The 19,279-nt window shown below is 52.0% G+C and carries 19 protein-coding genes, 1 tRNA gene and 2 pseudogenes; 9 read left to right on the forward strand and 13 right to left on the reverse strand.

Annotation, left to right across the window (positions count from 1 at the left end; translation table 11 throughout):
- Positions 1–41: 41 nt before the first annotated feature.
- The 6 genes from pstB to rppA all read right to left on the reverse strand — a co-directional run bounded on the left by pstB (position 42) and on the right by rppA (position 6,767).
- Entirely contained in the window at positions 42–848 is an 807-nt protein-coding gene (pstB, locus tag NF78_RS07045; RefSeq protein ID WP_035985496.1) for a phosphate ABC transporter ATP-binding protein PstB, read from the reverse strand.
- Positions 849–959: 111 nt separating this feature from the next.
- Complete coding sequence (gene pstA / locus NF78_RS07050) at positions 960–1,865, reverse strand: phosphate ABC transporter permease PstA (protein WP_052049930.1); 906 nt, start codon at positions 1,863–1,865, stop codon at positions 960–962.
- A gap of 92 nt (positions 1,866–1,957) precedes the next feature.
- Complete coding sequence (gene pstC / locus NF78_RS07055; protein WP_035985497.1) at positions 1,958–2,923, reverse strand: phosphate ABC transporter permease subunit PstC; 966 nt, start codon at positions 2,921–2,923, stop codon at positions 1,958–1,960.
- Between the two features lie 122 nt (positions 2,924–3,045).
- Positions 3,046–4,167: a phosphate ABC transporter substrate-binding protein PstS gene (gene pstS / locus NF78_RS07060; protein WP_263970559.1), complete on the reverse strand. Its 1,122-nt coding sequence runs from the start codon at positions 4,165–4,167 to the stop codon at positions 3,046–3,048.
- A 579-nt stretch (positions 4,168–4,746) separates the two neighbouring features.
- Positions 4,747–6,075: a sensor histidine kinase gene (locus NF78_RS07065; RefSeq protein ID WP_052049931.1), complete on the reverse strand. Its 1,329-nt coding sequence runs from the start codon at positions 6,073–6,075 to the stop codon at positions 4,747–4,749.
- Between the two features lie 8 nt (positions 6,076–6,083).
- Positions 6,084–6,767, reverse strand: coding sequence for a two-component system response regulator RppA (gene rppA, locus NF78_RS07070; protein ID WP_035985498.1), 684 nt, complete (start codon positions 6,765–6,767; stop codon positions 6,084–6,086).
- A gap of 139 nt (positions 6,768–6,906) precedes the next feature.
- Here rppA and NF78_RS07075 point away from each other — a divergent pair, with 139 nt between their 5' ends.
- The gene (locus NF78_RS07075) at positions 6,907–7,323 is read left to right on the forward strand and encodes a hypothetical protein (protein WP_035985499.1); all 417 of its coding nucleotides are present in this window, start codon (positions 6,907–6,909) and stop codon (positions 7,321–7,323) included.
- 70 nt (positions 7,324–7,393) lie between these two features.
- Here the strand turns inward: NF78_RS07075 and NF78_RS30340 are convergent.
- Both NF78_RS30340 and NF78_RS30920 read right to left on the reverse strand, forming a co-directional pair.
- Positions 7,394–8,348 (reverse strand): annotated as a pseudogene (locus NF78_RS30340) (IS630 family transposase).
- A gap of 117 nt (positions 8,349–8,465) precedes the next feature.
- Entirely contained in the window at positions 8,466–8,642 is a 177-nt protein-coding gene (locus NF78_RS30920) for a hypothetical protein (RefSeq protein WP_156119682.1), read from the reverse strand.
- A 349-nt stretch (positions 8,643–8,991) separates the two neighbouring features.
- Between NF78_RS30920 and NF78_RS30925 the strand changes: the two genes are divergently transcribed.
- Entirely contained in the window at positions 8,992–9,354 is a 363-nt protein-coding gene (locus NF78_RS30925) for a hypothetical protein (RefSeq protein WP_156119683.1), read from the forward strand.
- A gap of 644 nt (positions 9,355–9,998) precedes the next feature.
- Here NF78_RS30925 and NF78_RS29155 read toward each other — a convergent pair.
- Positions 9,999–10,361: a DNA cytosine methyltransferase gene (locus NF78_RS29155; protein WP_156119684.1), complete on the reverse strand. Its 363-nt coding sequence runs from the start codon at positions 10,359–10,361 to the stop codon at positions 9,999–10,001.
- 74 nt (positions 10,362–10,435) lie between these two features.
- Here NF78_RS29155 and NF78_RS32305 point away from each other — a divergent pair.
- Positions 10,436–10,594 (forward strand): annotated as a pseudogene (locus tag NF78_RS32305) (transposase); the annotation flags it as partial.
- On the opposite strand, the gene NF78_RS32900 reads toward NF78_RS32305, so the two are convergent.
- Positions 10,545–11,162: a helicase-related protein gene (locus tag NF78_RS32900; RefSeq protein WP_035985501.1), complete on the reverse strand. Its 618-nt coding sequence runs from the start codon at positions 11,160–11,162 to the stop codon at positions 10,545–10,547. The pseudogene NF78_RS32305 and the gene NF78_RS32900 overlap by 50 nt on opposite strands.
- A gap of 54 nt (positions 11,163–11,216) precedes the next feature.
- Here NF78_RS32900 and NF78_RS29165 point away from each other — a divergent pair.
- Positions 11,217–12,213 (forward strand): IS1 family transposase gene (locus NF78_RS29165; RefSeq protein WP_156119686.1). Its coding sequence is split into 2 segments (ribosomal slippage): positions 11,217–11,576 and positions 11,578–12,213, totalling 996 coding nucleotides; the frame shifts between segments, so codons are not numbered across the junction.
- Positions 12,198–12,401 (forward strand): inorganic diphosphatase, encoded by a 204-nt coding sequence (locus NF78_RS07095; protein ID WP_035985002.1) that lies wholly within the window; start codon positions 12,198–12,200, stop codon positions 12,399–12,401. The genes NF78_RS29165 and NF78_RS07095 overlap by 16 nt, the downstream gene beginning before the upstream one ends.
- A 76-nt stretch (positions 12,402–12,477) precedes the next feature.
- Here the strand turns inward: NF78_RS07095 and NF78_RS07100 are convergent, their stop codons facing one another.
- Both NF78_RS07100 and NF78_RS29170 read right to left on the reverse strand, forming a co-directional pair.
- Positions 12,478–13,068 carry a cation diffusion facilitator family transporter gene (locus tag NF78_RS07100; protein ID WP_052049934.1) on the reverse strand — a complete coding sequence of 197 codons (591 nt, stop codon included), beginning with the start codon at positions 13,066–13,068 and terminating at the stop codon, positions 12,478–12,480.
- A gap of 82 nt (positions 13,069–13,150) precedes the next feature.
- Complete coding sequence (locus NF78_RS29170) at positions 13,151–14,929, reverse strand: DNA cytosine methyltransferase (RefSeq protein WP_072016001.1); 1,779 nt, start codon at positions 14,927–14,929, stop codon at positions 13,151–13,153.
- A 230-nt stretch (positions 14,930–15,159) separates the two neighbouring features.
- Here NF78_RS29170 and NF78_RS30935 point away from each other — a divergent pair, with 230 nt between their 5' ends.
- Positions 15,160–15,924 (forward strand): DEAD/DEAH box helicase family protein, encoded by a 765-nt coding sequence (locus NF78_RS30935; RefSeq protein ID WP_156119687.1) that lies wholly within the window; start codon positions 15,160–15,162, stop codon positions 15,922–15,924.
- Between the two features lie 8 nt (positions 15,925–15,932).
- Complete coding sequence (locus NF78_RS29180) at positions 15,933–17,183, forward strand: Z1 domain-containing protein (protein ID WP_072016003.1); 1,251 nt, start codon at positions 15,933–15,935, stop codon at positions 17,181–17,183.
- 314 nt (positions 17,184–17,497) lie between these two features.
- Here NF78_RS29180 and NF78_RS30940 read toward each other — a convergent pair.
- Positions 17,498–17,612 (reverse strand) — tRNA-Ser (locus NF78_RS30940).
- Between the two features lie 369 nt (positions 17,613–17,981).
- Between NF78_RS30940 and NF78_RS07105 the strand changes: the two genes are divergently transcribed.
- Together NF78_RS07105 and NF78_RS07110 are read left to right on the forward strand one after the other, a co-directional pair.
- Positions 17,982–18,641, forward strand: a complete 660-nt coding sequence (locus NF78_RS07105; protein WP_035985503.1) for a Uma2 family endonuclease — start codon at positions 17,982–17,984, stop codon at positions 18,639–18,641.
- Positions 18,642–18,686: 45 nt separating this feature from the next.
- Entirely contained in the window at positions 18,687–19,271 is a 585-nt protein-coding gene (locus NF78_RS07110; RefSeq protein WP_035985504.1) for a hypothetical protein, read from the forward strand.
- Positions 19,272–19,279: the final 8 nt, after the last annotated feature.

The raw sequence follows: 19,279 nt of genomic DNA on the forward strand, positions 1-19,279 counted from the left end.
GCTCCTATTGTGCGCTAAAGCCACCCCCCTGGGGGTATCCCCTAGCCAAACTTACCGCTGACGTAATCCCGGGTGCGCTGGTCCTGGGGGTTCGAGAAAATAGTCTCGGTTCTGTCCACCTCCACCAGGTAGCCCACCCGCTTGCCCCCCTCCAGGGCCTCGGCATTGAAGAACGCCGTGTAGTCGGCCACCCGCGAGGCCTGCTGCATGTTGTGGGTGACGATGATGATGGTGAACTCCCGCTTGAGTTCGTTCATCAACTCCTCAATACGCAGGGTGGAGATCGGGTCGAGGGCCGAGCAAGGCTCATCCATCAGCAGCACGTCTGGGCTAATGGCAATGGCGCGGGCAATGCACAAGCGCTGCTGCTGCCCCCCGGACAGCGACGTGCCCAAATCCTTGAGCTTGTCTTTCACCTCATCCCACAGAACCGCCTTACGCAGGGAGGTCTCCACCACCTCGTCCAGATTGCCCTTAAAGCCATTCACCCGCAGACCAAACGCCACGTTGTCGTAGATCGACTTGGGAAAGGGGTTGGGCTGTTGAAACACCATGCCAACGCGGCGGCGCACCACCACCGGGTCAACAGAGTCATCGTAGAGGCCCTTGCCCTTGTAGGTGAGATGGCCCTTCACCCCAGCCCCTGGAATGAGATCATTGGTGCGGTTAAAGCAGCGCAGCAGGGTGCTTTTGCCACAGCCCGAAGGGCCGATAAACGCCGTGATCTTGCCCTCTAGAATATCCAGAGTGACGTCCCGCAGGGCTACGGTGCCACCGTAGTAAACCGATAGGTTTCTCACCTCAAAGGTGCGCCGGGTATCCACAGCTGTGGCGCTCGTATCGTACATGGTGTCTCCAGGGTTAGTGCGAGTTAAGGGGGGAGAAGGCTAGCGAGAATTTGCAAAAAGCTACCGTATTGTGCCCCACTAAAGCAGCAGGACACCGAACGGGGCGGGGGTCTAGAACTTCTGCTTGCGGCTCAGGTAGCGGGCGGCAATGCTGAAGGTCAGCACGATGGCCAGCAGCACCAGGGCCGCAGCCCAGGCCAGCTGCTGGGAAGCTTTGTAGGGAATGATGGAGAAGAAGTAGATCAGCACCGGCAGGGTCGACACCGGTTGCCAGATACTGGTGGCCCAGAAGTTGTTGTTAAAGGCGGTGAACAGCAGGGGTGCCGCCTCCCCAGCGGCCCGTGCCACCCCCAGCACAATGCCGGTAATAATGGCCGTAACCGCCGCAGGCAAAACAATCTGAGTCACGGTTTGAAACCGCGTAGCGCCAATCCCCGTAGAGGCCAGGCGCATTTCATTGGGCACCAGCAGCAACGCCTCCTCCGTGGAGCGAATAATGATGGGCAACATCAGCACCGACAGGGCCACCCCGCCCGAAAAAGCCGAAAAGGACCCCATCGGCCGGACGATGATGTTGTAGGCAAACAGCCCCATGAGAATGGCGGGCACCCCGGTTAGCACGTTGCAGGAAAATTTCACCAGGTAGGCCAGCCGGGTACCGCGCCCAAACTCGGCCAGGTAGACCGCAGCCAAAACACCGAAGGGCACCGAAATGGCCGTGCCAATGCCAAGGGTCATCAGTGAACCGATAATGGCATGGCCTACCCCACCCTCCGACAGACCCGGCGGGGGCGGCAGCCGGGTAAACAGATCGGGGAAGACAAACGCATCGACCCCCTTCTGAAAGACGCTGAGCAGCACCCAGAGCAAGGGCACCACCACCGCTGCGGCAAACACCATGGTCAGCACCGTCAGCCCCTTACCCAAAATTCGGCGGTGGGTGGCCAGCGCCTGGCCAGTCATGTCAAAGTCATCGGTTCCGTAGGCCACATCAGCCCTAATGTCTGCGGTATCCATAGCGTCTCTTTGCCTTGGCTAACTGTCTGGATGGGATCGAAAGGGTGGACAGCCAGGTTACTTACTGCTGCCCCATCGGTCTCAGCGGCGATCTACTCGATGTTCTGGAATTTGCGAATAATTAGCTCCGCCAAAATATTGACCACCAGGGCCAACACCATCAGCACCAGACCGGCGTACATCAGCGCCGACACCTGGGTCCGCCCCGCCTCTCCAAACTGAGACGCAATCAGAGCGGTAATGGTCGAGCCGGGCTGTAGCCAGGAAATATCGATGCGGTTGGCGTTGCCCACCAGCATAGCCGCCACCATCGTTTCGCCCAGGGCTCGCCCCATGGCCAGCATTACCGAACTGATGATGCCAGACAGCCCAGCCGGAATCAGCACCCGCAGAATAGTCTCCCACCGCGTCGCCCCCAGGGCCAGGGAGCCGTTGCGCAACTCCCGTGGCAGAACTTCAAAGGTGCCCCGGGTGATGGAAATAATAATCGGCACAATCATGATGGCCAGCACCAACCCCACCAGCAGCAGGCTGTTGCCGCGGGGGTTGGGGCCGCCAAAAATAGGAATCCAGCCCAGATAGGCGTTTATAGCTCTGAAAATGGGCCGGATAAACGGAATCAGGACGAAAATGCCCCAGATGCCCAGAACCACACTGGGAATCGCCACAATCAGCTCGATGGCAAAGGCAATGGGGGTAGTCACCCACTTGGGCGCAAACCCCTCAGTCAAGAAAATCGCCACCCCTATGCCCAGGGGTACAGCAATCAGCAAAGCGATAAAGGAGGTCACCAGGGTGCCGTAGATCATTGGCAGCACCCCGTAGATGTTGGTGACCGGGTTCCAGGTAGTGCCGACAATAAAGCCGAGGCCAAACTGCTGGATAGCAGGCCAGGCCGAAACCGCCGTCTGCATAATAATCCAGAACAGTACCGCCCCAGCCCCAATGGCCAGCGTGAGGGTAAACCCCCAAAAGCCCACATCTAAAACCCGAGCCGTGCTGGTGCGCTTTTCGAGACTGCGCTTAGTAAAGCCTGTTGATTGTTCAGCCAGGGCCATGACAATTCCTTAACTCCAGTGAGTTGCTGTAAGTTTCAGTTCCGGGAGACTTTACCGAGTCTGGCTGCGGTGGGAATGCCGCCACAAGCTCCTGACATGCCCACCGCAGCCTTAGCCAGGGTTTAACCCGCGTTGACGGTATCAAACACTTCTTGAACCCTTTGTACCAGGGGATCGGGCAGAGGCACAAACAGCAGCTCCTCGGTCAGAGCCCGACCGTCGGGCCCCAGCGCCCACTCGAACACGTCGCGCATGGCCTGCCAGCGGGCATCATCTTCGTACTCCTGGTAGATCATTACCCAGACCAGACCCACAATGGGGTAGGCGTCTTCGCCGGCAGGGTCAGGCACCAGCAGGGCAAAGTCGTCGGGCACTTCCGCGTCGAGCAGGGCGTTAGCGGCGTTTTCGGGAGTAGGCTCCACAAAGTTGCCGGCCTGGTTTTCGATCACGGCGGAGGAAATGTCGTTGAGGGCGGCATAGGCGTAGGACAGATAGCCGATCGCCCCTTCATTTTGCTGAATGGTGGCGGCTACGCCCTCGTTGCCCTGGCCACCAATGCCCACCGGCCAGTCCACGGAGGTGCCAACGCCCGCCTGCCAGTTGTCGCAAACCGTGTCGAGGTGGTTGACAAACACAAAGGTGGTACCCGAACCGTCGGAACGGTGGGCAAAGGTGATGGGCAGGTCAGGAAGATCGAGATCGGGGTTGACCTCGGCGATTGCAGGGTCGCTCCACTGGGTGATCTCCCCAGTGGCGATGCCGCAGTACACCTCGCGGCTGAGCCTCAGTTCCCGGTCTTCGATACCCGGCAGGTTGTAGGACCAGGACACGTGGCCACCGACGATGGGCAGCTGAATCGGCTCGAAGGGATAGGCATCCTGGAAGGACTTCATCCGGTCTTCGGACTCGGTGATGGGAGCCTCGGACGCACCAAAGTCTACGGTGCCCGCAATGTACTGCTCCAGACCGGCACCACTGCCCACGGACTGATAGCTGACCTGCACGTCGGGGTTGACTTCGCGGTTATAGGCGTCAAACCAGCGCTGGAAGATGGGCGCTGGGAAGGTAGCACCGGCGCCGCTGATGGCAATGGTGTTGCCGGTGCCACCGCCAGCGGTTACCGGGGGAGCGTCGGGGTCACCGGCGGTGGTTGTGTCGCCTCCGCAGGCCGCCACACCCAGAATCACAGGCAGGGATGCCGCCAGCAGTGCTTTGCGATTGAACGCTTTGCGATTAAACATCATGGCAAACAAGTCCAACTTTCTTTTAGAACGACTACAGAATCAGATAAAAACAGACCTCTGAATTAGGCTGCAAGCATTACCCGAAACTAAACCTGAAACATTTGAAACATTTAGATTTGCAGTGGAGCGCCCAACCAAGAAACTATCACACTATCCGGTGAAAAAGTTATCAATTTAGGTTTGAGCCGCCGAGTCACGTCCGCTGTGAGAATTACACAAAAAAAGGACAAAAAAAGGACAAAATCTAGCCTGCCAGCCCGGCCAAAATCATGACCATCGGAAGGTTAACCAAATTTTAATCTGGTCTTTACCAGTCCTTGGTTGACTGCCTTTGGCATACCCCTGTCATCATTTTTACGTTCCCCACCGTGGACAGCGATTCGACGCCGCAGCCGCTGAAAACAATCCGTGGATTGTCTACTTAGATCAACGCTTGCATCAACACCTAATCACACTAAGGCCTCAGGATTAAGCGCTGGTTAATAGGTTTAGAACCCGTTTTGCCGCTGCTAAGGTGTGCGTCTAAAAGGCGTGCTTCTAAAAAGCTGAAGAAATTAATTTTTCAAAAATCCCCAGCAATCATTCCAGCAGATGAGTGGCTGCCGATTTTGTCCGCAGAGACCGGGGGCGGGAGCGCTGGCGCTGGGGGTTCAACCGCGCCCCCGCCAGCGGCAGCACAATGGTAAAGGTAGACCCCTGGTGCTCGGTGCTGGTGACCTGAATCTTGCCACCGTGGGCCTGGACAATCTGCTGGGCGATCGCCAGCCCCAGCCCAAAGCCGCCGGTTTCCCGCGATCGCGCCGCATCCACTCGGTAGAAGCGGTCAAACACGTGGGGCAAGTCAGCGGCCGGAATGCCAATGCCACTGTCGCGGACCACAATGTTGGCCGTTTCGGCCTGGCTGCTGAGCGCCAGCCACACCTCCCCCCCCGCCGGGGTGTAGCGGCAGGCATTGCTGAGCAGGTTGGTGATCGCCTGACGCAGCAGGTCCGCTTCACCTTTGACCCAGATCGCGGCGGCGGGCAGGTCCAGATCCCACCGCAGGGCTTTGGCCTCGGCCTCGGCCTCCAGCTCCAGGGCCAGACTCTGGAGCAGCTCGGTGAGGTTGAACGGCTGCTCGGTGGAGGGCTGATCGGCCGACACCAGCAGCATCAAACTGTTGATCAGCCGCCCCATGGACTGGGCCAACTCGGCAATGCGCCGCAGCCGCAAGGTCTGGTTTTGGGGGTTGTCGGCCATCAGCCCCAGCTCCGCCTGGCTGAGAATCGAGGCCACGGGCGACCTCAGCTCATGGCTGGCGTCGGCGCTGAACTGTTCTAGTCGTCGGTAGGCAGTTTGAATGGGCCGCATCACCTGGCCCGCAAACCACCAGCCCATCAGCCCCATCAGCCCCACCCCGACCGGCAGCCCGACGCACAAAAACAGGCGAATTTGAGCCAGCGCGGCCTCGGCGGGGGCCAGCGGCACGGCCAGCTGCAGGTGCCCCAGCACCTGATCCTCCGACTCGATGGGGACGGTCATCTGTCGCAGGCGCTGACCGTCCAGGGTCTGGGTTTGGTAACCAGGCTGCACCTGGCGATCGCCCCCCAACGGGCCAAAATACATCAGCAAATGGTTGTTGGAGTCGTACCAGCGGGCATAGACCAGGTCGGAGGTAATGGTCAGGGTGCTCCCCCCCAACAGGGGGACCGTAGTCACCTCAAACTGCACCGGGTAGTGAGGGTCAGGCAGGGATTGGCTGCCGCCGCCGCTGACCAGCAGTTCTGCCTCCCGGTACAGACGCCGATCGAGCTTGTACAGCTCGCGCTCCACCTCCAGCACGTACAGCAGGCCACCAAACACCACAAACACACTGCCCATGGCCAGCATGAGCCACTGGGTCAACTGCTGACGGCTCCGGGTGAACATGGGTCAGCCTAGCGACAGAGTTCGGGCACGCTGAGGCGGTAGCCCATGCCGTAGACCGTCTCCAGCCAGCCGTCCACCCCCAGGCTCTCCAGGCGTCGCCGCAGCCGTCGCACCAGTTTAGACAGGGCGTTGCTCTCCGGCTCAGCCCCCACCGCCCAAAGGGCCTGCTCAAGCTGGGCATGGGTGAGCACCTGATGGGGGTGGCGCAGCAAGTACTCCAGCAGCTGAAACTCCCGCTTCGAGAGCTTGACCCGCTGACTACCCCGCTCGATCTCCAGACGGTCTAGATGGAGATGCAGATCGCCCAGGGTCAGCACCTCCCCCTGCCACTGGGGCGATCGGCGACCCAATGCCCGCACCCGGGCCAGCAGTTCCACCAGGCTCACGGGTTTCACCAGGTAGTCATCGGCCCCGGTATCTAGGCCCGTCACCCGGTCTTTGAGACTGCCCCGGGCCGTTAGCATCAGCACCGGAGCCTTGCCCCCCCTCTGCCGGTAGCGACGGCAGAGATCGAGTCCGCTCAGGCCCGGCAGCATCCAGTCCAGGATCAGCAGGTCATAGGTGTTGGTGCCGCAGAGCCAGTCGGCGGTGGTGCCATCGGCGGCCGCATCGACAATGTGGTTTTGCTGCTCCAGGGCCGTCTGCATCGGCTCCAGCTGGTCGGGGTTGTCTTCGGCCAACAAAATTCTCATCACCTGGCCAGAAAAAGGGAACTGTTCCCAGTGTACTAAAGTGGACGGCTAGATGATGGCAAGGCAACCGGCCAGGTTAAGCGGCCCCGTTCAACGCCAAACTAAAATAAAGTACGCTCCCCTCGCTTAGTCCGCCGCCATGCTCCCTTTCCAATACCTGATCAACCGCTCTGGCATTGGCCTGTGGCTACCCCTGGCGCTGCTGGGCGGTGGCCTGGGTCTGGGGGGCTGGGCCTGGACTCGGCACTACCTGGGCGTGGCGGGGCGCGCGGTCGAGCCCCTGGTGCTGGTGCCCAACGCGGCCCAGACCGACGGCATTTTGAGCATTCGGGCGACCCTCAGGGGCGATCGCCCCTTCACTCGGGTAGAGGTGATCGTTGTTGAACCGGTGCCCCGCACCCTCGACTTTTACCTGCCGGAACAGACCCCAGCAGCCATTGAGGCCGCAATGGCCCAGCGACTGCGGGTGCCCGAAACCACCATTCGCCGTTTGATTCAGTACGAAGCTCGCCCGCCCGAGCCCCGATCCTCTTTTGACAGAAAGCCTTTTGGTTAGCCATCCCACGGCGATCAAAGGACAATCAGACCGACTAGCTATTCTGTTTTTTGAGCCTTTATAGCCCTTCTCAGCCTGGTGAGGTACAGTAGCAGCAATTAGTAAACCAATTTTCGATATCTTCTAGAGAGACCTGTTCAAACGCTTCTTTAAGTGCTTTTTCTAAGTCAGAATAAGTCCTCGCTTCGAGTGAACATAATATGGACTTAACCTTTGACCAGAAATTTTCGGCTAGGGAAAATTCAGGAGAGTAGGGTGGCAAATAAATGAGCCTCGCACCAACCTGGCCAATCAACTTATCAATCTCTTTTCCTAGATGAATTGAGCAGCTATCCATAATAACGCAAGCTCCCTCCCATAGCTGTGGCACTAATCTCTGGAAAATAAAAGCTTCAAATGTCAAACCATCAACGGCTCCCATAATGTTTGCACTAGCTACAACTCCTTTTAAGCCTATCGCTCCAATAATGGAAACGTTCTTACCCCGCTTTTGAGGACGTTTTCCATGGGCTCGACTACCTTTGGTAGAGCGAGCATTCAATCGGGTTAAGGCCAGATTGACGCCAGACTCATCAAGAAAGATAAGGTTTTGAGCCAGAATGCCTTGAAGCATCTGCCAAAATACTACACGTTTGAGCAAGACACGCTCACTTTCCTTTTCGTCGGCATGGAACGTCTTTTTTTAATGTCAGATCTAATTTACCCAAGGCTCTATCAACTGTTGAGCGATTGACGTTAACACCTGCTTCGGCAGCTAATAGATCTCGCAGTTCTTCTAGAGTGGCATCATTCTATTCTTCGACCAAACGATGGAGTATAGCAAGATGCTCACTATTCAGCTTAGGAGTAGTCTGCTGAGTGCTCACCTTAGGTGACACTGAAGCTGTTTCTCGATACTGCTTAAGCAGTTTTTGAATCAAACTAGGTGCGACACTAAATCGCTTTGCTAATTTTCTTTGCAAAATAGCTTCGTCTTCATAGGCCTTGATAATCTTTCGACGGAAGGCTAGCGAATAAGGTCTCATACTGTTATATCAAGCAGATTCAAGAAGCATAGATTGTGCCTCATTAGAGTGAAAAATGCTGTAAGCATAACGGCTTGATTAGAATCAGGATTTGAGCAACCTTTTCTTAACCAAGATTTATTGTTTAAGCTTCCACAACTTCCCCATAGCCGTCACTTCAGCGGCCACCATCTTTCCTTCTAGAGACTTCAAGATCGCCCGAGTCGATTCCTGATGCAGCTCTGCCAGGCTGGCGATCGCCCCCACACTCTGCCCCTCTAACTCACTACAGCAGTTCAGCACTTTCAAGGCCATGCGCTGGGGCTCATCCAGGTGGGGCGCGATGATGTCCTGCTGAGTTCGATGGGTCCACGGTCTATACAGTTCATAAAGGACCTTGTGCTACGAGGGCAACTACCGTCGCTAACCAAACTTACCTGGATGTTTGTGAAGCCGATCTCCAGAAGTTTTTGTTTTATCTCATGGCTTGTACCAATACTATTGATCAAGCTGACCGAAAATCTCTCGAACTCAAAAGAATATGACTACTAGCTCCCCCAAACAGATGCTTATCGTAAATTGGTCATTCTTGGACTTGAACTAGGTCTGCTCAAAAATCATTGGTCACTGATTGCTTTGAGATGGCTCTGCTTTAAAGACCAATATGAGCTTTGTAGAGGGGGTTGAAGGCTACTATTTCCGTAGTGAGATCATGGACAACTACACTGAAGATCGCAGACAATTTGAGTATCTGGAGCGATTGCTAATTGCAGCCTTTTTGACTAAACACGGACCCTGTGCGCTTCAACAAGAACTCATTGATGGTCTAACGATGGAAAGTTGGGTTATTCCTATTGAAGGCCCAGAAGCTGAGAAATGGTTGAAAAAGCTGGGTAGCTTACCTAAGGCACATAAACGACAATTACAAGAAGACGCTAGAGCATACTCTTTTATTGCCCCTAGTATTGACCCAAAAGAAGCGGTAGTCCGTATAAACGGAGATATACCACGGATTGTTTGCAGATGATTCGTTAAATTTAATAGAGCTCCTGATATTTCTAAGGGCCTATGGCTCTGCAGCTAGGTCAAGTTTCGTTTTCGTCGTTCTGGGCTGTACCTAAGAATAGAACGGGAAGTATAAAACGGTTCTTGAACTTATGAGGTACACCTCGGTTGAGGAAAGTCCCTAAGCTTACAGGACAAGGGCTCTGGCCGAGGAAATCTACCAGCGGCTTGAGGCAGTGTAGCTTTTGGTGTTTCTGTCTCTGCTCATTGCAAGCACAGATGCCCTTAGTAACACTAGGCCGGAGCTTTGGGAAGATATCAAGCGGGAAATGGAGTCTGATGGGCTGAGCACTTAGCTCTGTAGTATCTCTGTGGCGCGGCTATCTCAAGATTCAGGTTGGGTGATTGCCTGGCGGCTCTACGGCAGGTAAAGTTTTTGCTGAAAACTAAAGAACTCGTTAGCTGGGACTGTATTTAGGACTAAAACGGGAACTATCTGTGGAAATGCCCGCCTCGCCAACGAAGTATGGTGGATTTAGATCGGCTAGCGATAAGGATTGAGTGAATGCCGCACGGGAAAAAGAACGGAGCCAATGGCCAATCCAGTAACGGAGCCAACCTGTTTTTTTTGACTGCATTTGTTTACAATGACTTTCTTTGGCTAACTCAAATTTTCAAAATAAATTCGGCGACTGCTTTTGTTAAAAGAGGACAGACCGCATTAGCCAGCTGTTGCTGTTTGTGAACAATCCCTTGTTCCCACTTACTCTTGTCAGGATTTCCAGCAAAACGAACCCAATCTGGAAAAGATTGAAGTCTTGCCGCTTCTCTCCAAGAAAGACCACGATTTTGTTCTGGGTGAATGAGCATACTCTTCCGATAATGTCCAATAGTTATGGAAGGTTCATCCCAAATCAGTCGCCTGTAAATATTACTATGTGTTTTAGAAATATTTGCATAATTTGTCATTGCGTCTTTAATGTTTTCCCAATTTCCGCCTGATGGAATCAAGCTATATCTTTTAATCACATAATCAGCGTGCTTGGCACTGGTCTGCTAGGCGTTGATAGGTAGAATGACTGTAGTGTAACTACTTCAGCATGATGGATTGTCCTTACTGCCAAAGCCAACAAGTCGTGAAAAACGGGCGAGAGTCGCTTTCGGACGGCACTGTGCTTCAGCGCTATCGCTGTAAGGGTTGCAGCAAGTGCTTTAACGACCGAACCGGCACCCCGATGGCTCGCCTGCGCACCCCGAGTTCACCTCACCCCAATCGGCTAACGCCGCCTGGATCAACGGTTGGTACAAGCGGTGGACGTTCAGACGACTATTGTGTAACCAGCGGCTCAAACGGCGTTGTTTGCTTTGCGCCTGCACCCCTCGACACGGCACATAGGGTAACCACCGCGTCAGGCTGACCTCTCCTCGTTGGAGCAGGGCCACCACCATCCAGAGGCAGGTCGTCAAATGGGCTCGATGTGCCCAAGGCACTGATTGACCCAGCCAGGCGTTCAAGGCATTGTAGAGAGGGGAGTTTTTTTCACAGCGTTTACGCTTTTGAGTGGTATCTAAGCGCTCCACCGCCAGCGACTCGCCCTCCAGGGCCGGGGGCACGACGATCATGTCAAAAAGGGTCGCCCGATCTTTGCCGGGGGCACGCCGCAGCACCCGGCCCCGCCGCTGCACAAACTGGCGCGGGTTGCCGCTGCTGGCCATGATCACCGCCGTCTGAGTAGCGGGGATATCAACCCCTTCATCCAGGCAGCGGATGGCGACTAGCCCCTGGAGTTCTCCGGTTTCAAACTGCCGCCGCAGGTCTTCCCGTGGCACTGGTCTGCTAGGCGTTGATAGGTAGAATGACTGTAGTGTAACTACTTCAGCATGATGGATTGTCCTTACTGCCAAAGCCAACAAGTCGTGAAAAACGGGCGAGAGTCGCTTTCGGACGGCACTGTGCTTCAGCGCTATCGCTGTAAGGGTTGCAGCAAGTGCTTTAACGACCGAACCGGCACCCCGATGGCTCGCCTGCGCACCCCGAGTTCAGTGGTTGCGACCGCCCTCAATGGTCGCAGCGAAGGCCTGGGAGTGAGAGCAACCGGTCGCTTGTTTGGGGCGTCGCACTCTACCATTTTGCGGTGGGAAGAGCGCTTAGCCCGTCAAGCGGATGCCTGGTCACCGCCGGCCCCAGGTGGTCGAGAGGTAACGCTGGAAGGCGATGAAGTCTACACTCGCGTGGGCGAGAACCGTCCCCCCCAGTAGCGCCCAAGGGTGGACGATTCATTTTATTGAGCGCCAAAGCCGCTACTGGGTCTCAGCGATGGCCGGGCACAAAGATGAACTGCTGTTTCAACGGGGAACCCAACAGGCCTGGCAGTGGGCCAAACGCTGCCCGTTCATTCGCTGGTTTACCGATGGAGAACACCGCTATGCTAAAGCACTGTGGGACTTGGCTAGCGTCTATTTGGCCCTGAGGGAGTGTCCCAGTCGGTATCGCACCCGAAAAGTCTGGCGGCATGGCTTGGAAGTCGCCATGAAAGTGAAAGGGTCTCAAGGTCTCAGGCGGGTCGTATGGGTGAGACCCGAGCATCCCTACACCGCGGTTAGCCCGCTAGTCGAGGTGCATGCCAACCATAACGAGGCTCACAATGCCGCCCTGAGGCGGCGATGCAGCGCTTATCGTCGGCGTCAAAACCTCTATGCTAAGACTCGTGATGGATTGCAACGAACCTTGGATGTTCAGCGGATCCTCCACAACTGGGTCAGGCCACACTGGGGACTGGGCAAACGGACGACTCCGGCCATGGCGATCGGCTTGTGTAGTCGCTTGCTATCCACCCAGGAACTTCTCTGCCTGAGAGGGTTTCAATGTATCTCCTCTTAACAGACCAGTGCCATATTCGCGACATCAGCGATATGCCCGCCATGGAGTTGGAGCGGATGGAGGAGTTTTTTGCGGTCTACAAGCGCCTGCCCCAGGGTAGCGATGTGATCGAGCTGCGCGGCTTTGGCGACGCGAGGGAGGCCCAGGCGATGGTGCGTCAGGCCATTGATAGCTACCGGGCGCAGTAGGGGTTAGTTTCGGGAAGGGTGCGATCGCCTAGCCCTACAAATACTAGGCAATCGCACCAGCTCCACACTTAATTTTTTAGTCAACTCCATCCAGAGAGGCAGCTTCAATAAAGATGCGTTTCACGTCTTGATGGGTGGCGCGAATGCTCTGCTCGATACGGCATACCGCTGTTTCAATCTCATCGGCAGAGAGATGATCGCAAAATTCAATATTCATCGCCAGCATGATATCCCGAGGGCCTAGGTGCAGGGTAATCGGTGGCCCCATATCAGAGACAGCCTGGTCAGCCTTGACGAGGGTTTTGATGCTGTCTCGCACCGCGATAGAAGCGCTTTCCCCCATCAGTAGACTCTTCGTTTCGATGACCAACAGCGTGGCGACTACGATGAGCAATAGCCCAATCAGGATGGAAGCAACGCCGTCATAGAGAGCATTGTCGAACATCTGGGTGAGCACAATTCCACCAAAGGCAATGGCAAGCCCGACCAGCGCAGCAGCATCTTCCACAATGACAATAAATGCGCTGGGATCTTTACTCTCGCGAATGGCTTGCCATAAACTAACCTCAGCTTTGCGGGGATAGTTTTTGTTAAACTCCCGAATAGATACGGCTAGGGCTAAACTTTCAAACAGGGCAGCGGCGGCCAGCACGACATAGCTGACCAAGGCATAGTTGCCAAGGCTTGTGTAGTCGCTTGCTATCCACCCAGGAACTTCTCTGCCTGAGAGGGTTTCAATGTATCTCCTCTTAACAGACCAGTGCCGCGTGCTTTGATGTTATGTGGTCAGCAACAAAATCTGTAGCAGCACCATGTCTCATAGTGTCTAAAAATAAGTTTCCATTTTCCATAGGTGTATATGGAGTAAATATTTCATTATGACCATTTCCAATTGAAGGCAGATCACTGATAGCATCGCGTACAGTCACGAAACTTTTAGAGGTTCCTGGTCCATGAGTTGGAAAAGGATATGGTCCCCAATCTCCAAAGTCCTCAGAGGTGTAACCTAGGTCTGCTCTAATACCTATGGCAAAGAAACGGTAACGATATTGAGGTACTCCATACCAAGCTGCATCAAGAAGTTTTTGCGAGACAAAGTAACCTGCTTTTTCCATCCGCCGACTTAGATATCCAAGCAGACTACCATCTTGATCATTTTGATGCTGTGCCCATGCTACTCCTTGAACATTCTCGAGAAGAAAGACTGCTGGCTTAAGCTGTTCTACATAATCTAAAAAGACTGCAAATAATTTGTTATTGGGATTATTGATTCCTCCAGAATTTCGATTTGAGCTGGAAAAACCTTGACAAGGTGGGCCTCCTATAAGTAATTGGATACCTCCTGCTTCTCTAGCAATTCTGGATAGATATTGTTTGGCGTCTGGCTGACGAAGATCAATTGGGACACTTTGCTCTGGCAACGAAAGTCCCAATTCCTTTTTGTAGATTTCAGAAGCAAAAATATGGCTTTGCTCTAAAGTTCTTACATATATTGGATTAACTTCTCCAGAAAAAATGATTCTGTACGGGTTGGCTCCCTTATTAGCCATCAAAAAACCAAGCCCCATACCGCCTGCACCGGCGAAAAGCTCAATAATATTTAAGTCCTCCCAGTTCTTTCTTAAAGTTCCCTTAAGTACCTGTGCCTCTCCATCTGGAAAACCTTGGCTTTTTTGCGGGAGGATAGTTTGATTAGTTAAGTTGGGTCGGGTTGCTAACTTTGAAGTTCTTTTCACTTCTCTTTTTGGAGATTGAGATATTGCAGTATCTCTTTTTTTCTGAGCACGACTGACGGGGCGAATCCACCGCGACCAACCTACAATAGAGACAAGTTCTTGCATATTTGCCTCCTTCAAAGAAGTAGCAAAAAAAATACTATTTCTGCTGATCCCTGAAATAGCACCTCTTTGAGCCAGAAAAATTCTGCTCTCAGCACCTTTGGAGGAATCCATAACCCCTAAATCAATGCAAGAATAAGCAATGTTTTTATCACTTGTAGGCTCAAGCACAGAAAAAGTCTCCCATTTTCTGTGGATCTGAAGATCAAGTACTTCTGAGAGTTTTGGCAAGTCTTTTTTCTTCAAATCGAGAGCATCTTTTTTGTCGCTTTCGCAGGCAGATATTGAAGCCCTAAATGAGGGACGTAATTCTAATGCAAAATCAAGTCTTCTTGCAGCTAACTCCTTTAAAAACCTTGAATCACAGCCGTATACACTTCTTCCTACAATAATCGCTTGCTCCTCACTGGAAGCATTCTCATCGATCAACTTGAGAGCTAAATTAATTTTTGAAGAATTCAATCTTCCTAGCCCGTAGTTTTCGGGAAAGAGTTTCTCTTCAGCCAATTTGACTGCTGTACCATTCCTGATTTCATGAAGTTTTATCAGTATATATTTTTGACCACCGTCAATACCGATGGAAGTTCTGCGAATAGAATTTTCAGCGTCGTCTTCAATCAAAAGAATAGTACGTTCCTCAAGTCCTAAGAACCCCTCGTCTTTTTTTCGGAAATCAAGCGTCAAATGCATAACTATTCTTTTTAGAACTTCGTGAATTGAGAGGATAGCGACAAACGCTTCAGCATGACTTTTAAATGATCTCTTATCTTATTTCAAAAATCCAAATATTTTGCATGCAGGGCTAAACTTTAAGAAAATTAATACACTTGTATCGTTTTCTTGTTGCACTCTGTTTTCTTCTTTGCAAGGAGCATTTTCCTTGTCTATTATAAAACGGTTGAACTAAATGGTCTGTCTACATGGTATTCAGCAACACTTCGAGCCGACAAGTAGTTGAAGGAACAACTGTACAAAATCTTCGGCAAACTATGTTGTTGGAAGGCATTGCGGAATCAGATTGCAACGTGATATTTACAACTGCTACTAACATTCTTACTCGTTGCGTAGCTCCAGAAGAGACAGGCTCTTCTCAGGGATTGATATATGGGAACATTCAAAGTGGTAAGACTGCCGTAATTATTGCCGTGATTGCATTAGGTCTAGATAATGGCCACCAGAATTTTGTGGTTCTAACTTCTGATTTGAATGATTTGTATATTCAAACTCTGAATAGGATACAATCTTCTCTACATAATTGCCACGTACTTGAAAAGCAAGACTTCAAACAACCCCCCAATCTTAATCCGAGTATTCCCCTAATTTTTGTTTCATCAAAAAATCCCACAGTTCTCCCAAGACTCACGGCTGCGATAGACCAGCTTGGTCGTAACGAGAACAACTTTCTGATTATTGATGATGAAGCAGATCAAGCAAGCTTAGATACCAATATCAATAATAATCGTCCACCTAGTAGCGTTAATAGAGAAATCACAAACCTAAGAAATTCTTTGATTTCATATACGTTTTTGCAGACGACTGCAACGCCACAAGCACTATTTCTGCAAGATAGCCAAGACGCTTTTAGGCCAACCTTTGTAGAAGTTACACAGCGAGCGAAAGTTATGTGGGAGGGAACCATTTCTTCAATGATGATGATTTTCAATCGTCACCACATTTGTGTTTAGTGCCTCCAATGGATTTAGCGTTACTTAGCAATCAGAATCAAATTCCTCCGTCACTGATAGACTCACTCTTTGTTTTCTTAACAGGAGCTGCTTCCCTCAGATTGCTAGGCAATATTAAAAATTATACATATTTACTTCATACAAGTTTTAGGCAAGCACAGCACACCCAAGCCGCTATCGTAATAAGTCAGTTTTTTACCCAGTTGCAAGGTGAGTTAGGCCCTAATCAAACTCCTTCAAATAGGACAATGAGCGGCTTTATGGAGGCATATAATGCTTTGCAGAGCACATTTGGAAATGATATGCCTTCCTTTGAAGATGTAATAAGCGAAGTTAGAAACTACATTTTATCTACTTCCATTTCTGAAGTTAATGCTTCTACGGGGGACGGAGTAGATCCAAACCCTACCAGAAGGCATACTATTTACATCGGTGGCGCTAAAATTGGAAGAGGAGTTACTATTAGAAATTTGCTAGTAACCTATTACGGTAGGGATGCACAAAAACCTCAAATGGATACTGTGCTGCAACATGCAAGAATGTATGGATATAGGCAAAATGAATTGCCAGCAATTAGAATTTATTTGCCAATACATTTAGCTCGTAGATTTTATGATATACACGCTTCTGATAACGCGGTTAGAGAGGTTTGTAATCAGGTAGGTGAACCAATTTCTGTACTTCCTCTAAGCACCAGCCTAAATCCGACCCGGCGAAATGTTCTTAACAAGATGACTGTAGATCAACGGGCTTACGTGGGTGGTCGACAATATTTTCCTCGTCAGCCGATCGCAGAACCTCCGATTCTAGTTAACGCACAAACCCAGCAGTTAGATGAACTTCTTTCTCTCTCCCAATATCCACAGGAACGCACTGCATACACTATTTCTATAGATTCTGCCTTGCAGATTCTCAACTTTCACTTCGGTACCATAGGAGGGCTAAATGGTGCGTGGGATGATGAGCTAATTAGAACTGCATTGGCTGAAATTCGTAATTCTTCAGAATTCGATGACAATATATCTCTTGTTATTATTAGCCGAGCTTCTAATATTTCGCGTTCATTAACTGGCTTGACTAGAGCAATTGTTCCAGGTAACGCCGGCAATCCACCCTACGGAGTTAGCAGGCAAAGGCCAGCCCTACTAATGACAAAACTGCTGGGTTCAACCTCAAGAAACTGGTATGGCCATCCTTTTTGGGTTCCAGTAGTACGTTTCCCAGATGGAAACTATGCCTTTGCGGCAAATTACAGTTGAGCGACATTATCCTTCTGCAAGTATTTTCTCTAAGTACGAAGCTAAGGGCTAGGCATTTTAGGCAATAAGCTTGGCAGCTTTGGCAGAAACTCTCACTGGGAGAATAGTACAGCTTGCCTGCGACTAGATCTAGTGTATTGCTTTGAGTGTCGCACCCGGAACTGGACAATTAATTGTTTAAAACTGGTGAAGAAGTTCGCCGAACCTAGCAAAAACGGCCCCCGATCGCTGGAAGCCCCATTCTTTCGTTAAAAATGGACACTAATCCTTTAAAGTCGGACAAATAATCCTTTAATGGACACTGAAACACTTGAAAGCGGGTGATCGGACTCGAACCGACGACATTCAGCTTGGGAAGCTGTGAATCACTTCTTATTCAGCAAGGGTTTCAAGGCCATGAATTTAGCGTTACCCCAAACTTACCCCGATTTGGACATGGTTAAGAATTCCTACGACCTTATCTCTGGGGTGCTGACGGTCGCCTGCTGGATAGGAGCTGATCCAACGACCTTCAAGCTGCGCCACACTTGCCCACTGCTACAATTGAGGCAAGCTTGCCTAAAACCTTTCGTCCTGTCTTCTATGGATATTCGGCAACGAGCGATTTCCCTGATTGAGCATCTGCCTCAGAACAAGCTTGGAGGTCATGGTTCAGTTGTTAGAGGTCTTAGCGGAACCCGTCCATCAGGCGTCAATGCCGCCTGAGTACGATCGAGGGCCTCAACAACTCAGACGAGAGGTAGCTCAAAGAGCTCAGCACCTTGTTCGCTAGCCATATGATGATGGGGCCACCTGACCATGACTCAAGCAACGGTAACCACGGATATCTATCCCGACTCCGATGGTCAGCCCATGGCTGATAACACGAAGCAATACCGTTGGATTGTGCGGTTGGTCAGCAATCTAAGAAATCTCTTGCAGGGCCAAACAGCTTTTGTCGCAGGGGATTTGCTCTGGTATCCGGTTCAGGTGGATGCTCCCCCCGTTCCTTCCCAGGCCCCTGATGCCATGGTGGTGCTGGGGCGTCCGGATGTTGACCGTGGCAGCTACAAGCAGTGGAAAGAGGACAACATCCCGCCCCAGGTAGTTTTTGAGATTATCTCTCCCAGTAATTCAGCCACTGAGATTTCACAAAAGCAAGCGTTTTATGACCGGTATGGGGTGCTGGAAATGGTCTTCTACGACCCCGACAATTTTGAGTTTTGGGGACTGACGCGCCAGGCCCCAGATGAACGGCTAGTGCTACTAACCCGCCTCAATTTGCCCTGGACATCCCCGACCCTAGGGGTCACATTTGACATGTTTGAGGATGGACTGGCGCTGTTCTATCCCAATGGGGAGCGCTTCAAAGACCCTGAGGAGCTGTACCAGGAACGGAACCAGACCCAGCGCAAATTAGATCGGGCTATGGAAAAACTACGGGAACTGGGTATCGACCCTAGTGAGTTGGAAGAATAGGTGGGGGTTTAACATCCTATTCGATTCACAACGTCCTCACAGCTTATGAATGATGCAATCCTAGCTGAACAACTGAGCAGAACAGGCAACCTGATGGACTTGCTCAATGATGAGGATTGGGTTCGGGAGGCAGATGTCGATCGCGCCAGTGAGGAAGGGAAGGTTGAGGCTGGTCTAGGTCTACAGCCGTATGTGGAGTTACTCAAGGAGGTTTCGCCGGAAGCTCTGCAGCGGCAGCGGTGGACTGTGCGAGTGCTATCCATTTTGTTACCGGAGTTGCAGGGGTGGTTAGAGTCGTGGCAGCTCGGGCGGAGTCTAGAGGCTGTCTACATGGAGGCGCAAAAATGCTTATACGGTCACCTGAGGTATCTCACCCCCGAACAAACGGCATGGATTGAGGCGCTGTTGGCAGAGGAAGAGCAGGCGTTACCCAACGAACAGAAGGGGGTTCGGGCTGAGGCGATCGCTATACTCGCTCAGATGTTCACTACAGAAGACTGGCAGAGCGTTGGCGTAGCCGCCCCAGAGGGGCATCGCGAATGTGGCCTCTCAAACAATGGCGAAAGACATTCTACAAATGGGACAAGAAGCGGTGGTTCCTACTCTCACTATCCAGGTCTAAGCCATTAGATAGGGTT

The organism is Leptolyngbya sp. KIOST-1, from assembly GCF_000763385.1.
Lineage (GTDB): Bacteria > Cyanobacteriota > Cyanobacteriia > Phormidesmidales > Phormidesmidaceae > Nodosilinea.